General features: G+C 38.3%; 10 protein-coding genes, 2 tRNA genes and 3 rRNA genes. 9 read left to right on the top strand and 6 right to left on the bottom strand.

Features of this window, described 5'->3' with window-relative positions; genetic code table 11:
• Nucleotide 1: 1 nt before the first annotated feature.
• The 9 genes from rsbW to rrf all read left to right on the top strand — a co-directional run bounded on the left by rsbW (nt 2) and on the right by rrf (nt 9,620).
• The gene (gene rsbW / locus ACM595_RS05410; protein WP_115338431.1) at nt 2–484 is read left to right on the top strand and encodes an anti-sigma B factor RsbW; all 483 of its coding nucleotides are present in this window, start codon (nt 2–4) and stop codon (nt 482–484) included.
• The gene (sigB, locus tag ACM595_RS05405; RefSeq protein WP_041080773.1) at nt 459–1,229 is read left to right on the top strand and encodes an RNA polymerase sigma factor SigB; all 771 of its coding nucleotides are present in this window, start codon (nt 459–461) and stop codon (nt 1,227–1,229) included. Before rsbW ends, sigB begins: the two co-directional genes overlap by 26 nt.
• Before the next feature lie 148 nt (nt 1,230–1,377).
• On the top strand, nt 1,378–3,528 hold the full coding sequence (locus ACM595_RS05400) for a Tex family protein (RefSeq protein WP_041080772.1): 2,151 nt from the start codon (nt 1,378–1,380) through the stop codon (nt 3,526–3,528).
• The gene (locus tag ACM595_RS05395; RefSeq protein WP_041080770.1) at nt 3,521–3,970 is read left to right on the top strand and encodes a SprT family protein; all 450 of its coding nucleotides are present in this window, start codon (nt 3,521–3,523) and stop codon (nt 3,968–3,970) included. The genes ACM595_RS05400 and ACM595_RS05395 overlap by 8 nt, the downstream gene beginning before the upstream one ends.
• Before the next feature lie 373 nt (nt 3,971–4,343).
• A tRNA-Leu gene (locus tag ACM595_RS05390) sits at nt 4,344–4,426 on the top strand.
• 25 nt (nt 4,427–4,451) lie between these two features.
• A tRNA-Gly gene (locus ACM595_RS05385) sits at nt 4,452–4,525 on the top strand.
• Between the two features lie 142 nt (nt 4,526–4,667).
• Nucleotides 4,668–6,220: ribosomal RNA gene (locus ACM595_RS05380) — 16S ribosomal RNA — on the top strand.
• Nucleotides 6,221–6,504: 284 nt separating this feature from the next.
• Nucleotides 6,505–9,427: ribosomal RNA gene (locus tag ACM595_RS05375) — 23S ribosomal RNA — on the top strand.
• Nucleotides 9,428–9,505: 78 nt separating this feature from the next.
• Nucleotides 9,506–9,620 (top strand): 5S ribosomal RNA (gene rrf / locus ACM595_RS05370).
• Together the 16S, 23S and 5S rRNA genes with 2 tRNA genes alongside form the textbook arrangement of a ribosomal RNA operon.
• 393 nt (nt 9,621–10,013) lie before the next feature.
• Here rrf and ilvA read toward each other — a convergent pair.
• The 6 genes from ilvA to ilvC all read right to left on the bottom strand — a co-directional run bounded on the left by ilvA (nt 10,014) and on the right by ilvC (nt 16,998).
• Nucleotides 10,014–11,282 (bottom strand): threonine ammonia-lyase IlvA, encoded by a 1,269-nt coding sequence (gene ilvA, locus ACM595_RS05365; RefSeq protein WP_041079881.1) that lies wholly within the window; start codon nt 11,280–11,282, stop codon nt 10,014–10,016.
• A gap of 23 nt (nt 11,283–11,305) precedes the next feature.
• On the bottom strand, nt 11,306–11,881 hold the full coding sequence (gene leuD / locus ACM595_RS05360; protein ID WP_002482760.1) for a 3-isopropylmalate dehydratase small subunit: 576 nt from the start codon (nt 11,879–11,881) through the stop codon (nt 11,306–11,308).
• Between the two features lies 1 nt (nt 11,882).
• On the bottom strand, nt 11,883–13,253 hold the full coding sequence (leuC, locus tag ACM595_RS05355) for a 3-isopropylmalate dehydratase large subunit (RefSeq protein ID WP_002482761.1): 1,371 nt from the start codon (nt 13,251–13,253) through the stop codon (nt 11,883–11,885).
• A 17-nt stretch (nt 13,254–13,270) separates the two neighbouring features.
• Nucleotides 13,271–14,311: a 3-isopropylmalate dehydrogenase gene (gene leuB / locus ACM595_RS05350; RefSeq protein ID WP_011302711.1), complete on the bottom strand. Its 1,041-nt coding sequence runs from the start codon at nt 14,309–14,311 to the stop codon at nt 13,271–13,273.
• Entirely contained in the window at nt 14,308–15,843 is a 1,536-nt protein-coding gene (locus ACM595_RS05345) for a 2-isopropylmalate synthase (protein ID WP_011302712.1), read from the bottom strand. Before ACM595_RS05345 ends, leuB begins: the two co-directional genes overlap by 4 nt.
• A gap of 150 nt (nt 15,844–15,993) precedes the next feature.
• Complete coding sequence (gene ilvC / locus ACM595_RS05340; protein ID WP_037538061.1) at nt 15,994–16,998, bottom strand: ketol-acid reductoisomerase; 1,005 nt, start codon at nt 16,996–16,998, stop codon at nt 15,994–15,996.
• Nucleotides 16,999–17,008: the final 10 nt, after the last annotated feature.

Genomic DNA, 17,008 nt, shown 5'->3' with positions numbered 1-17,008 from the left:
CATGCAATTTAAACAAGATTATATAGAAATGCGTTTACCAGCATCCGCAGAATATGTAAGTTTAATTCGTTTGACATTATCAGGTGTATTTTCAAGAGCAGGTGCGTCATATGATGATATAGAAGATGCTAAAATTGCTGTCAGCGAAGCAGTGACTAATGCAGTGAAATACGCTTATAAAGATGATTACAATCAAGTGGGGATGATTAATCTTTGCTTCGAAATCTTCGATGATAAAATTAAAATTATTATTTCTGATCAAGGTGATAGTTTCGATTATGAAGAAACAAAAGCAAAATTAGGACCATATAAAGAAAATGAAAACATAGACTTCCTTAGAGAAGGCGGTTTGGGTCTGTTTTTAATTGAATCTTTAATGGATGAGGTTACAGTTGATAAACAATCAGGTGTGACAATCAGTATGATAAAGTATATTAAAAAAGAGCAGGTGCGAAATAATGGCGAGAGAGTCGAAATCAGTTAATGATGTATCACCTGAACAAATAAACCAATGGATTATGCAGCATCAAAACAATGAAAATACAGATGCACAAGATCAACTTGTAAGACATTATAGAAAGTTAATCGAATCCTTGGCATATAAATATTCTAAAGGTCAATCTCATCACGAAGACCTCGTTCAGGTCGGTATGGTTGGTTTAATCGGTGCAATCAATCGATTTGACTTGTCCTTTGATAGAAAGTTTGAAGCCTTTTTAGTACCAACTGTGATTGGTGAGATTAAACGCTATTTGCGTGATAAAACATGGAGTGTTCATGTACCTAGAAGAATCAAAGAAATTGGACCACGAATTAAGAAAGTTACAGATGAATTAACAAATGAACTCGAACGTTCACCTTCTATTACTGAAATTGCAGATCGATTAGAAGTGAATGAAGAAGATGTGCTTGAAGCAATGGAAATGGGTCAAAGCTACAATGCGTTGAGCGTAGATCATTCTATTGAAGCAGATAAAGACGGTTCGACTGTAACTTTACTAGATATCATGGGTCAACAAGATGATAATTATGATTTAACAGAAAAAAGGATGATATTGGAAAAAATACTTCCAATACTTTCAGAACGAGAAAGACAAATTATTCATTGTACTTTTATTGAAGGTTTAAGCCAAAAAGAAACAGGAGAACGAATTGGCTTAAGTCAAATGCATGTATCAAGATTGCAGAGAACAGCGATTAAGAAATTACAGGAAGCAGCAAATAAATAAATTGAATATATAGACAAGGCAGATTTCGAATTTTATGGAATCTGCTTTTTTAATTGTATTGATGATTCTGAGAGAGTCATGTAATACAGATATGTTAAAATGTATTTATTAACAAAATAATATTACATAATGATAAGCGGAGGATTTCATGGATAGTAATTTAATTCAATCAATCAGAGATAAATATAGCTTCACAACCAAGCAAATTAATGCTGTTTTATCTTTATTAGAAGATAAAAATACAGTACCCTTTATAGCTCGTTATAGAAAAGAGCAAACAGGTGGTTTGGATGAAGTAGAAATTAAACAAATTGATGATGAATATCAATATATGGTAAATCTACAGAAGAGAAAAGAAGAAGTTATTAATAATATCGAAGAACAAGGCTTATTAACTTCGGATTTGAAAAGTGATATTTTAAAACAAACAAAATTACAAAGAGTAGAAGATTTATACAGACCGTTCAAACAGAAAAAGAAAACAAGAGCAACTGAGGCAAAACGAAAAGGATTAGAGCCATTTGCGCAATGGTTACAACAAACAAATATAGACACATCTGTTGAAACGAAAGCACAACAATTTATTAACGATGAAGTCACAAGTGTAGAAGATGCAATCAAAGGCGCTCAAGATATCATTGCAGAAATTGTTTCAGATAAACCTATATATAGAAGTAAAATACTTAAAGATACATTTCAACAGGGCAATATTATAACGCAAAAGAAAAAGCATGCAGAAGATGAGAAAGAAATTTTTTCTATGTATTATGATTATACCGAACCGATTAAAAAAATCGCCAATCATCGAGTGCTTGCAGTTAATCGTGGTGAAAAAGAAAAGGTTTTATCAGTTAAAATAGAAATGGATATACAAGGGATAGAAAATTTTATTAGAAGCAAAGAAATATCATCTGAACATAATGGTACCTATGTCATTATAGATGCTATTAAAGATAGTTTGAAAAGATTAATCATGCCATCGATCGAAAGAGAAATAAGAAGTGATTTAACTGAAAAAGCTGAAAATCATGCAATCGATGTATTTAGTGAAAATTTGAGAAACTTGTTATTACAACCACCTATGAAAGGAAAGCAAATACTTGGTGTTGATCCCGCTTTTAGAACAGGTTGTAAACTTGCAGTCATTAATCCATTTGGTACATTTGTAGCTAAAGGAGTCATGTATCCTCATCCTCCAGTAAATAAAAAAGAAGATGCTGAAAAAATATTTGTGGACTTCGTTAAAACATATGATGTCGAATTAATAGCTATCGGTAATGGTACAGCGAGCCGTGAAACTGAACAATTTGTTGCTTCAATGATACAAGAACACCAATTAAACGTTCAATTTATCATTGTTAATGAAGCGGGGGCATCTGTATACTCTGCATCGGAAGTGGCAAGAAATGAATTCCCAGATTTTCAAGTTGAGGAGCGTAGTGCTGTTTCGATAGGTAGAAGAGTACAAGATCCATTGAGTGAATTAGTGAAAATAGATCCAAAATCTATCGGCGTTGGTCAATATCAACATGATGTTAACCAAAAGTCATTAGAAGGTGCATTGTCATTTGTTGTTGAAACTGCGGTTAACCAAGTGGGGGTTGATGTGAATACTGCTTCACGTTCATTACTACAATATGTATCAGGTTTAACACCCACAATTGCACAAAATATTATAGATTATAGAGAAGAGAATGGTGCTATAACGCATAATAAAGAAATTGCTAAAGTTAAAAGATTAGGTGCGAAAACATTTGAACAAAGTATTGGATTTATGAGAATCGTAGGTGGTAAAGAACCCTTAGACAATACTTCGATTCATCCAGAAAGTTATAATGTAGCAAATCAATTATTAACTGAAATTGAAATGACTACACATGATTTAGGAACGGAAAAACTTAAACTTGCCTTGAACAAAATTGATATTGTAGCAATGGCAGAAAAGTTAAATATTGGTCAACCGACACTTGAAGATATTATTAACTCATTGATTGCACCTAATAGAGATCCAAGAGATGAATTCGAAACTCCTATTTTAAAATCTGATGTACTATCTATTGAAGACTTAACTAAAAACATGAAACTTAGTGGGACTGTAAGGAACGTGGTTGATTTTGGTGCATTTGTAGATATTGGGGTAAAACAAGATGGACTCGTACACATATCAAAGCTTGCTAAGAAGTTTGTTAAAAACCCAATGGATATTGTAAGTGTTGGTGATATTGTAGATGTATGGATATTAGATATTGATGATAAAAAAGGTAAAGTATCATTAACAATGATTGATCCAAATGGATAACAGTGCATTACAAAAATTAACAGAGACAATCTCGTTAAAGTATTTTAAAATGCCATTTAAACATAAAGCATATTTCAATAAGCGTTTAAGAACGACTGGTGGTCGCTATTTATTAAGTTCACACAATATAGAAGTGAATGAAAAGCAATTTGCTAAGTTTGGTGAATCAGCTATCATTGATATTATTAAGCACGAATTATGTCATTATCATTTGCACTTACAGAAGAAAGGATACAAACATAAAGACAAAGATTTTAAACGTCTGTGCCAACAAACAGGTGCACCTAGATTTTGTTCTGCAATTGAAAAATATGAAGATCGAGTTAATTATATATATCAATGTCAAAAATGTGCGTCTAGATTTCCAAGAATAAGAAAAGTCGATACAAATAAAATGGTTTGTGGAAAATGTAATGGAAAACTGAAAGAATTAAACAACTAATATACTTATAAATAATGAACGCCTATCGATAATTTAGTCGAAAGGCGTTCATTATTTATATATAGAATGTATTTTATGGAAGATTTTTAGCAATGATTAAGGGAAAAATAGAGTATTTTGTGTGTACTTTCACCAAATTAGAGAGTTTAATTAATTAATCTTGTTAATTTACTCTTTTTAGTTTTGTTTATTCATTGACGATGAGCGAAATATATTATATGATATTAAACGTTGCGAAATTAATAGCAACTTTGGTTAAGGAAACATTAATTTTGTTAAATACAATTTAAAAAGTTGTTGACAAATAATTAAGAATATATTACAATGTTATTTGTTACTTAATGAACGAGAAACAAATTGACCGTTTGGCTAAGCGGCCGTGGCGGAACGGCAGACGCGCTAGGTTGAGGGCCTAGTGGGAGTATTCCCGTGGAGGTTCAAATCCTCTCGGCCGCATCAAATACCTTTAATGAATAAATATGCGGGTGTAGTTTAATGGCAAAACCTCAGCCTTCCAAGCTGATGTTGTGGGTTCGATTCCCATCACCCGCTCCAATAGAAATTTAAATGAACATTGAAAACTGAATTGCAATATGTCAACGTTAATTCCGAACACAACATTAAATTGTTGGTTCAAAACAAGTGTTAGAGATAACACAAATTAGTATTTTATGAGCTAATCAAACATCATAATTCATTTATGGAGAGTTTGATCCTGGCTCAGGATGAACGCTGGCGGCGTGCCTAATACATGCAAGTCGAGCGAACAGATAAGGAGCTTGCTCCTTTGACGTTAGCGGCGGACGGGTGAGTAACACGTGGGTAACCTACCTATAAGACTGGGATAACTTCGGGAAACCGGAGCTAATACCGGATAACATTTGGAACCGCATGGTTCTAAAGTGAAAGATGGTTTTGCTATCACTTATAGATGGACCCGCGCCGTATTAGCTAGTTGGTAAGGTAACGGCTTACCAAGGCGACGATACGTAGCCGACCTGAGAGGGTGATCGGCCACACTGGAACTGAGACACGGTCCAGACTCCTACGGGAGGCAGCAGTAGGGAATCTTCCGCAATGGGCGAAAGCCTGACGGAGCAACGCCGCGTGAGTGATGAAGGGTTTCGGCTCGTAAAACTCTGTTATTAGGGAAGAACAAACGTGTAAGTAACTGTGCACGTCTTGACGGTACCTAATCAGAAAGCCACGGCTAACTACGTGCCAGCAGCCGCGGTAATACGTAGGTGGCAAGCGTTATCCGGAATTATTGGGCGTAAAGCGCGCGTAGGCGGTTTCTTAAGTCTGATGTGAAAGCCCACGGCTCAACCGTGGAGGGTCATTGGAAACTGGGAAACTTGAGTGCAGAAGAGGAAAGTGGAATTCCATGTGTAGCGGTGAAATGCGCAGAGATATGGAGGAACACCAGTGGCGAAGGCGACTTTCTGGTCTGTAACTGACGCTGATGTGCGAAAGCGTGGGGATCAAACAGGATTAGATACCCTGGTAGTCCACGCCGTAAACGATGAGTGCTAAGTGTTAGGGGGTTTCCGCCCCTTAGTGCTGCAGCTAACGCATTAAGCACTCCGCCTGGGGAGTACGACCGCAAGGTTGAAACTCAAAGGAATTGACGGGGACCCGCACAAGCGGTGGAGCATGTGGTTTAATTCGAAGCAACGCGAAGAACCTTACCAAATCTTGACATCCTTTGAAAACTCTAGAGATAGAGCCTTCCCCTTCGGGGGACAAAGTGACAGGTGGTGCATGGTTGTCGTCAGCTCGTGTCGTGAGATGTTGGGTTAAGTCCCGCAACGAGCGCAACCCTTAAGCTTAGTTGCCATCATTAAGTTGGGCACTCTAGGTTGACTGCCGGTGACAAACCGGAGGAAGGTGGGGATGACGTCAAATCATCATGCCCCTTATGATTTGGGCTACACACGTGCTACAATGGACAATACAAAGGGCAGCTAAACCGCGAGGTCATGCAAATCCCATAAAGTTGTTCTCAGTTCGGATTGTAGTCTGCAACTCGACTACATGAAGCTGGAATCGCTAGTAATCGTAGATCAGCATGCTACGGTGAATACGTTCCCGGGTCTTGTACACACCGCCCGTCACACCACGAGAGTTTGTAACACCCGAAGCCGGTGGAGTAACCATTTATGGAGCTAGCCGTCGAAGGTGGGACAAATGATTGGGGTGAAGTCGTAACAAGGTAGCCGTATCGGAAGGTGCGGCTGGATCACCTCCTTTCTAAGGATATATTCGGAACATCTTCTTACGAAGATGCAGGAATAACATTGACATATTGTATTCAGTTTTGAATGCTCATTGGAGTATTCATTGCATTATTTTGTACATTGAAAACTAGATAAGTAAGTAAAATTTATGATTTTACCAAGCAAAACCGAGTGAATTAGAGTTTTTTAACAAGCTTTGAATTCAAAAAGAAATAATCGCTAGTGTTCGAAAGAACACTCACAGATTAATAACATTTTGGGTTTTCAACCGACTTGTTCGTGTTGAAAGTCAAAAAAGATTAAGTTATTAAGGGCGCACGGTGGATGCCTTGGCACTAGAAGCCGACGAAGGACGTTACTAACGACGATATGCTTTGGGGAGCTGTAAGTAAGCTTTGATCCAGAGATTTCCGAATGGGGAAACCCGGCACGAGTTATGTCGTGTTATCGATATGTGAATACATAGCATATCTGAAGGCAGACGCGGAGAACTGAAACATCTTAGTACCCGCAGGAAGAGAAAGAAAAATCGATTCCCTGAGTAGCGGCGAGCGAAACGGGAAGAGCCCAAACCAACGAGCTTGCTTGTTGGGGTTGTAGGACACTCTATACGGAGTTACAAAAGAACAGACTAGACGAATCATCTGGAAAGATGAATCAAAGAAGGTAATAATCCTGTAGTCGAAAGTTTGTTCACTCTTGAGTGGATCCTGAGTACGACGGAACACGAGAAATTCCGTCGGAATCTGGGAGGACCATCTCCCAAGGCTAAATACTCTCTAGTGACCGATAGTGAACCAGTACCGTGAGGGAAAGGTGAAAAGTACCCCGGAAGGGGAGTGAAATAGAACTTGAAACCGTGTGCTTACAAGTAGTCAGAGCCCGTTAATGGGTGATGGCGTGCCTTTTGTAGAATGAACCGGCGAGTTACGATTTGATGCAAGGTTAAGCAGTGAATGTGGAGCCGTAGCGAAAGCGAGTCTGAATAGGGCGTTGAGTATTTGGTCGTAGACCCGAAACCAGGTGATCTACCCATGACCAGGTTGAAGTTCAGGTAACACTGAATGGAGGACCGAACCGACTTACGTTGAAAAGTGAGCGGATGAGTTGTGGGTAGCGGAGAAATTCCAATCGAACCTGGAGATAGCTGGTTCTCTCCGAAATAGCTTTAGGGCTAGCCTCAAGTGATGATTATTGGAGGTAGAGCACTGTTTGGACGAGGGGCCCTTATCGGGTTACCGAATTCAGACAAACTCCGAATGCCAATCAATTTAACTTGGGAGTCAGAACGCGGGTGATAAGGTCCGTGTTCGAAAGGGAAACAGCCCAGACCACCAGCTAAGGTCCCAAAATATATGTTAAGTGGAAAAGGATGTGGCGTTGCCCAGACAACTAGGATGTTGGCTTAGAAGCAGCCATCATTTAAAGAGTGCGTAATAGCTCACTAGTCGAGTGACACTGCGCCGAAAATGTACCGGGGCTAAACATATTACCGAAGCTGTGGATTGTCCGTAAGGACAATGGTAGGAGAGCGTTCTAAGGGCGTTGAAGCATGATCGCAAGGACATGTGGAGCGCTTAGAAGTGAGAATGCCGGTGTGAGTAGCGAAAGACGGGTGAGAATCCCGTCCACCGATTGACTAAGGTTTCCAGAGGAAGGCTCGTCCGCTCTGGGTTAGTCGGGTCCTAAGCTGAGGCCGATAGGCGTAGGCGATGGATAACAGGTTGATATTCCTGTACCACCATTATTCGTTTTAAGCGATGGGGGGACGCAGTAGGATAGGCGAAGCGTACGATTGGATTGTACGTCCAAGCAGTGAGATTGAGTGTTAGGCAAATCCGGCACTCTTAAGATTGAGCTGTGATGGGGAGAGGAAATTGTTTCCTCGAGTCGTTGATTTCACACTGCCAAGAAAAGCCTCTAGCTAGAATTGTGGTGCCCGTACCGCAAACCGACACAGGTAGTCAAGATGAGAATTCTAAGGTGAGCGAGCGAACTCTCGTTAAGGAACTCGGCAAAATGACCCCGTAACTTCGGGAGAAGGGGTGCTCTTTAGGGTTAACGCCCAGGAGAGCCGCAGTGAATAGGCCCAAGCGACTGTTTATCAAAAACACAGGTCTCTGCTAAACCGTAAGGTGATGTATAGGGGCTGACGCCTGCCCGGTGCTGGAAGGTTAAGAGGAGTGGTTAGCTTCTGCGAAGCTACGAATCGAAGCCCCAGTAAACGGCGGCCGTAACTATAACGGTCCTAAGGTAGCGAAATTCCTTGTCGGGTAAGTTCCGACCCGCACGAAAGGCGTAACGATTTGGGCACTGTCTCAACGAGAGACTCGGTGAAATCATAGTACCTGTGAAGATGCAGGTTACCCGCGACAGGACGGAAAGACCCCGTGGAGCTTTACTGTAGTCTGATATTGAAATTCGGCACAGCTTGTACAGGATAGGTAGGAGCCTGAGATACGTGAGCGCTAGCTTACGTGGAGGCGTTGGTGGGATACTACCCTCGCTGTGTTGGATTTCTAACCCGCACCATTTATCATGGTGGGAGACAGTGTCAGATGGGCAGTTTGACTGGGGCGGTCGCCTCCTAAAGAGTAACGGAGGCGCTCAAAGGTTTCCTCAGAATGGTTGGAAATCATTCATAGAGTGTAAAGGCATAAGGAAGCTTGACTGCGAGACTTACAAGTCGAGCAGGGTCGAAAGACGGACTTAGTGATCCGGTGGTTCCGCATGGAAGGGCCATCGCTCAACGGATAAAAGCTACCCCGGGGATAACAGGCTTATCTCCCCCAAGAGTTCACATCGACGGGGAGGTTTGGCACCTCGATGTCGGCTCATCGCATCCTGGGGCTGTAGTCGGTCCCAAGGGTTGGGCTGTTCGCCCATTAAAGCGGTACGCGAGCTGGGTTCAGAACGTCGTGAGACAGTTCGGTCCCTATCCGTCGTGGGCGTAGGAAATTTGAGAGGAGCTGTCCTTAGTACGAGAGGACCGGGATGGACATACCTCTGGTGTACCAGTTGTCGTGCCAACGGCATCGCTGGGTAGCTATGTATGGACGGGATAAGTGCTGAAAGCATCTAAGCATGAAGCCCCCCTCAAGATGAGATTTCCCAACTTCGGTTATAAGATCCCTCAAAGATGATGAGGTTAATAGGTTCGAGGTGGAAGCATAGCGATATGTGCAGCTGACGAATACTAATCGATCGAAGACTTAATCAAATTTTAAATGTTTTGTTTGGTTGAATCATATTTTACTTACTATCTAGTTTTGAATGTATAATTTCATACATTTCATTGTCTGGTGACAATGGCAAGGAGGTCACACCTGTTCCCATGCCGAACACAGAAGTTAAGCTCCTTAGCGCCGATGGTAGTCGGACTTACGTTCCGCAAGAGTAGGACGTTGCCAGGCAGCATTAATAGGATGCGATGAGCCGAGACCGAGAGGTCTCTTTTTTTTATGTCAAAAAAGGCTTAACTTCTCCAGTTCGAAGAACTGAAAAGCCTAAAATAAGCTATTATGAGAAAGTGTTTGAAGCTGACGAACTGAGCAAAAGACGAAGCGAGCTTACAAGCGGTATTGATTAAATGAACATACAAGTCAAAACTCGTATGTAAGAATAACTAAATCCAATAAATTGGAAAGACACTCTATATATGAACGTACTTACTGCAGTAAATAGAATGAGTGCGACTACAGGAGCAAACATACACCTAACAAGTAATGTACGATCAAAATTGCAAAATAATTTTAAATATAAAGAGGCCTAACCCTATATAGTAAGGATTAGGCCTCTTATAATGCTTAAATCAGCAATGAATATAACATTTTATTTTCGTTAATATAAATATTTGATTTATCAAATTCATCAACATTTGCTTTTAAATGTCCCAAATCTTTATGATTATTCAACTGAATACCTATAATTACAGTTCCAGTATTTTGGGAAGATTTTTTGAGATATTCAAATTTCGTAATATCATCTTTAGGACCAAGTACTTCGTTAACAAATTCTCTTAATGCGCCTGGACGTTGCGGGAAATTTAGGATGAAGTAATGCTTCATCTCTTCAAATAATAATGAACGTTCTTCAATTTCCTTCATACGATTAATATCATTATTGCCACCACTAACAACACAGACAACAGTTTTTCCTTTGATTTCTGCTTGATATTGATCAAGTGCAGCTACACTTAATGCACCCGCAGGTTCAGCAATAATAGCTTGTTTAGAGTACATATCTAAAATAGTTGAACAAACAGCACCCTCATGTACTTGGATATAATCATCAACGATATCTTTAGAAATATCAAAAGTAATTTGTCCAACACGCGCTACAGATGCGCCATCTACAAATTTATCAATATCTGGTAAAGTAACTAGTTGATTTTCCAATACTACTGAAGTATACATACTTGCTGCACCCGCAGGCTCAACACCTATAATTGAAGTTTCTGGAGAATGCGTTTTGAAATAAGTACCAACTCCAGAAATTAAACCACCACCACCGATTGCAGCAAATAAATAATCGAATTGAATGTCGTTATCTTTAGATTGTTCAAGTATTTCTTTAGCTAATGTGCCTTGACCAGCAATAGTATAAATATTATTAAAAGGGTCAATAAAGTTCATTTTATTTTCTTCAGTATAAACAAGGGCTTCTTTAAGGCAGTCGTCAAAAGTATCACCAGTTAATACGACTTCAGTATTGTCGCCACCAAAGAATTTCACTTGGTTAATTTTTTGAAGTGGGGTAGTTACTGGCATAAATATGACAGTATTCAAGTTTAAGTTACTAGCTGTATAAGCTACGCCTTGTGCATGATTACCCGCACTTGCACACGTGATACCGTTTTGACGATCAGCTTCATCTAAAGCAATAATCGCGTTATATGCACCTCTGAGTTTAAATGACCTAACCCATTGCAAATCTTCACGTTTTAAATAAACGTTACAATCATATTTTTGTGATAAATAGTGATCTTTTTGTAATGGTGTCTCTTTAACTATATCTTTTAATTGTAAATAAGCTTCATCTATATCCTTTGAAGAAACTGTTGTTTTTACAGTCATTAGTTTCACCCTTTTTGTATTAATTAGTATGTTTTTGCTGCTTCGTAATTTTTGATTGCATCTTCAAACTGTAAAGTGATATCAATATCATCAAGTCCATTGACGAGTTTTTTCTTCCATGTTTCATCAATTTGAAAATCAAATGATTTATCTTTTGTCGAAACAGTTTGATTTGGTAAATCTATTGTAATCTCTCCAGCATCTGCTAGATACTCTCTTGCTTCTTTGTCTAATACAATAGGCAACATTGCATTTTTAGTACAATTCATATAAAAAATATCACTATAGCTACCGGCGATAATAATGTCAAAACCATAGTCTTTAATAGCCCATGCCGCATGTTCACGACTGGATCCACATCCAAAATTTTCACCAGTAATTAAAATTGAAGCATCTTTATATTCTGGTTTATTAGGATTAAAATCTGGGTTATCAGAACCATCATCTAAATAGCGCCATTCATCAAATGCAAAAGGTCCAAAACCTGACTTAGAAATACGTTTTAAATGTACTTTTGGAATAATTTGATCGGTATCAATATTGTCATTAAAAAGTGGTACGACTTTACCAGTGTATGTTGTGATTGGTTTGATTTCCATTTTATACAACCACCTTTCTAACATCTACAAATTTTCCATTAATAGCAGCAGCTGCTGCCATTGCAGGTGATACTAAATGAGTACGAGCGCCTTTACCTTGTCGTCCTTCAAAGTTACGGTTACTCGTAGAAGCACAATGTACACCATTAGGCACTTGGTCTGGATTCATTCCCAGGCACATGGAGCATCCAGGCTCTCTCCAATCAAAACCAGCGTCTTTAAATATTTTATCAAGACCTAATTTTTCAGCTTCTATCTTAACTGTACGTGAACCTGGTACAACAATTGCAGTAATGTTTGGGTGTACTTTATTCCCTTTAACGACGTGACTTGCTTCAACCAAGTCAGAAAGGCGAGCATTAGTACAAGAACCTAAGAATACATAACCTAAGTCTATGTCCTCAGCTTTTTGACCAGGTTGAAGGCCCATGTAATTATAAGCACGTTCATCATTTACATTTTGTATTTCAGGGAAGGGCGTATTAAAACTTACACCCATTTCAGGATTTGTACCCCAAGTTACTTGAGGTTCTAGATCAGTTACATCTAAAGTGATCACTCTATCAAATTCTGCATCTTCATCAGTATATAGTTCGCGCCATGCATCAATATCATATTTATAATTTGTAGCATAAGGACGTCCTTTAACATACTCAAAAGTTGTTTCATCTGGAGCCATCATACCGTATTTTGCACCAGCTTCTATAGCCATATTGCAAATTGTCATTCTCGCTTCCATGGATAAACTGCGAATTGTTTCACCAGAAAATTCTAGAGCATAACCAGTACCGAAATCAACACCATGTTGATTGATAAGATGCAAAATAATATCTTTTGCGTAAACACCTGTAGGTAATTTACCATTTACTTCAATTTTTAAATTTTTAGGTTTAGTTTGCCAAAGTGATTGTGTTGCAAAAACGTGTTCAACTTCACTTGTACCAATACCAAAAGCGATTGCACCAAAAGCACCATGAGTCGCAGTATGTGAGTCACCGCAGACGATGGTTTTTCCTGGTTGAGTCAATCCTGTTTCTGGGCCAACCATATGAACGATACCTTGTTCATCGGATCCCATATCAAAAATATGAACACCAAAGGCCTTTGCATTTTTTTGTAAAGTTGTGATTTGTTTGTTTGCAATTTCATCTTTAATATTGAAAATATCGACCGTTGGCACGTTATGATCAAGTGTTGCATAGGTTAAATCAGGTCTACGCAATTGTCTATTTTGTAGTCTTAATCCTTCAAAAGCTTGAGGAGATGTGACTTCATGTATTAGATGTAGGTCAATATATAATAATTGTGGGTCACCTTCTTTACCAGTTAAGACATGCTTGTTCCAAACTTTATCAAATAGTGTTTTACCCATATGACATCTCCTCCTTTTTAAAGATTTTCTTTGACGTAATTAAAAATTTCTGATGTAAGATAATTACCATTGAGATCACGGGTTGTTTTTCCTTCTTTTATTAATTGATATATAACATTTTCTAATTTATCTGCTGCTTTGTCTTCATTTAGACTTTCTCTAAGACACATTGCCACGGATAGTAACATGCCAAAAGGATTGGCAATATCTTGATTTGCAATATCTGGAGCTGAACCATGAATAGGTTCATATAGTCTTGGACCTTGTTCGCTAAAGCTTGCTGAAGGTGATAATCCCAAAGAACCAGGAATGACTGAAGCTTCGTCACTTAAAATATCGCCAAATAAATTTTCTGTCACAATGACATCAAATTGTGATGGATTTGTTATTAAGTGCATGGCACAAGCATCGACGAGTAAATGGTTTACCTCAACATCAGGATATGATTGAGATACTTCATTTATTACATTTCTCCATAATTTACTAGATGAAAGTACATTTTCTTTATCAACTGAAGTTAACTTTTTATGACGCTTTTGAGCTAATTCAAAACCAACTCTAGCAATTCTTTCGATTTCATCTCTAGTATAAGTCAAGGAATCCAGTGCGTCGTTTTCACTTAATTGTTTTGGTTCACCAAAATAGATGCCACCGGTTAATTCTCTTACTAAAATAAAATCTGTATTTGCGACACGTTCTTCTTTAATAGGGGATAAATGGCTTGTGCCATTTGTAACTGTAGTGGGGCGTATATTTGCAAACAGACCCAAAGCTTTACGAATGCCAAGTAAACCTTGTTCTGGTCTATTATTTGGATCTGTCCACTTGGGTCCCCCCACAGCACCTAATAGGATTGCGTCTGCATTTTTACAAGCATTTAATGTGGAATCTGGAAGTGGTTTGCCATGATTATCTATAGCAATACCACCAAAGTCATGTGATTCTAATTCATATTCAAAATGAAATTCTTTACTTAGCTGTTGTAATATTTCTAATGAACCATTTAATATTTCTGGTCCAATTCCGTCTCCAGGAAGGGCTACAATCTTATAACTCATGAATGAATACCTTCTTCCACTTTTGTATTAGCTACATATTTCGCATGCGCTTCAACATATGATTTACAAGAAGCGAGTAAGATATCGTGGTCAATACCTACACCAGTAACAATTTGATCATCTATCTTAATCTGAACATGTACTTCAGCTTGAGCATCTGTGCCTTCAGTAACAGAGTCTATGCGATATTCAATAAGTTCTGTTTTACGATCAAAGATACGATCAACAGCGTTGTATACAGAAACAATGGAGCCTGTTCCAATACTTGAATCTTGGTACGTATTACCGTCTATATCTTTAATTACAACGACAGCACTTTGTAAACCATTAGAAACAAATTGTAATTGAAGTGTCTCTACTTTATAAATTGCATTTTGTTCATGTTCCGTACCTTGAATTAAAGCATGGATGTCACGATCAGTTACTGCTTTTTTCTTATCAGCGACCGTTTTAAATTGTTTGAATAAAGTTTTTTGTTCTTCAGGATCAACATCGTAACCTAGGGCAGTTAGTTTTTCTGCAAAAGCGTGCTTACCAGAAAGTTTACCAAGTGGTAATTCTGTTGTTTTAACTCCGACAAGTTGAGGTGTCATAATTTCATAAGTTTCTGGATTTTTAAGAACGCCATCTTGGTGTATACCTGATTCATGACTAAATGCGTTTTGTCCAACAATGGCTTTGTTTCTTGGGACTCGAATACCTGCGAATCGAGCAATTAAATCAGATGTTTGTTTTGTTTCTTCTAAATTAATTTGAGTTTGATTATCATAATGATCTTGTCTAACATAAAGGCCCAGTGCAACTTCTTCTAAAGCTGTATTACCAGCACGTTCGCCAATACCATTAAGCGTGCCTTCAATACGTTTTGCGCCATTCTCTATTGCTGCCATACTATTTGCTACTGCTAGGCCTAAATCATCGTGACAATGTGCGCTATAAATCACATCATGATCAGCATGAACAGATTCTTGTAACGTTTTGAAAATTTCACCATATTCTTTAGGATAGCTAAAACCTACAGTATCAGGGATGTTAATTACACTAGCGCCTGCATCAACAGCTGTTTGAACACATTCAATTAAAAATGGTAATTCCGTTCTTGTTGCATCTTCTGGTGAAAACTGAACAACATCAAAATATTGTTTAGCATAAGAAACATGCTCCTTAATAGATGCTAATACTTCTTCTTTTGACATCATTAGTTTTGAATCACGATGGATAGGGCTTGTTGCAATAAATACATGAATCCTAGGTTTAGCTGCTGCTTTAGTTGATTCGTATACTGCATCTATGTCTTTTTTTACACAACGTGCTAAGCCACAGACAGCGGTAGTAGTTAATGTTTTAGCAATAGCTTCAACTGATTTGAAACTACCAGAACTAGAAGCGGGGAAACCTGCTTCAATAATGTCTACGCCCCATTTTTCAAGTTGTTTAGCAATCTTTAATCTTTCATCGAATGAAAAATTTACGCCAGGTGTTTGTTCGCCGTCTCTTAGTGTTGTATCAAAAATTTGAATATGGCTACTCATTTTCAACATCTCCTATAAATGAATTTTAGACAATCATATTTATCGAGAAATTTGAAACATCTTACCAAGTTAGCTAATGCAAAATATTACGATTTGCATTAGAACTTAGCTTGATGTCATTTTTATCGATAGATATGGTATTTTGCCTAATTATTTTTCAATGCTCTTAGATTTGATGAATGGCATCATATCACGGAGTTCTCTACCAACCGCTTCGATTTGATGACCATGTTGTTCTTCTCTTAATTTATGGAATTCTTCAAAATTATTTTGATTATCTTTAATGAATCGATCACTGAAGTTTCCTTTTTGAATATCATCTAATACAGCTTTCATATTATCTTTAACATCCGGTGTGATAATACGTGGTCCAGAAACATAGTCACCAAATTCAGCTGTATTTGAAATTGAATAGCGCATATTTTCCATACCGCCTTCATACATTAAATCAACAATCAATTTCATTTCATGCAATACTTCAAAGTATGCAATTTCTGGTTGGTAACCTGCTTCTACTAACGTTTCGAAACCAGATTGTACTAATTTAGTCGTACCACCACAAAGCACTGCTTGTTCACCGAATAAATCTGTTTCTGTTTCTTCTTTAAATGATGTTTCTAATACACCTGCACGTGTTGCACCGATACCTTTAGCATAGCTTAATGCTAAATCTCTAGCTTCACCACTCGGATCTTGTTCAACTGCGAATAGGGCAGGGACTGCGCTTCCTTCAGCAAATGTACGACGTACTAAATGTCCAGGTCCTTTAGGCGCTACTAAGAATACATCTACGTTTTCTGGTGGTTGAATAACACCGAAATGAATATTAAAACCATGCGCGAATACTAATGCATTGTTTGCTTCTAAGTTTGGTTCAATTTCTTCTTTATATACTTGGCCTTGAATTTCATCTGGTAATAACACCATGATGACATCAGCTTGTTTTGCTGCTTCATCTACAGGATATACTTCGAAGCCATCATCTTTAGCTTTGTCAAAAGAACGTCCAGGTCTGATTCCGATAATGACATCATAACCGTTGTCTTTTAAATTTTGAGCATGTGCGTGTCCTTGAGAACCATAGCCTATGATTGCTACTTTTTTACCTTGTAAAGCGTCTTTCGTAACTGATTGGTCATAATAAACTGTTGTCATAATAAAATCC

The organism is Staphylococcus sp. LKG3-1 (genome assembly GCF_048568385.1).
Lineage (GTDB): Bacteria > Bacillota > Bacilli > Staphylococcales > Staphylococcaceae > Staphylococcus > Staphylococcus saprophyticus.
The sequence above is the reverse complement of the archived record's forward strand: the minus strand, read 5'-3'. Positions and strand labels throughout refer to the sequence as shown.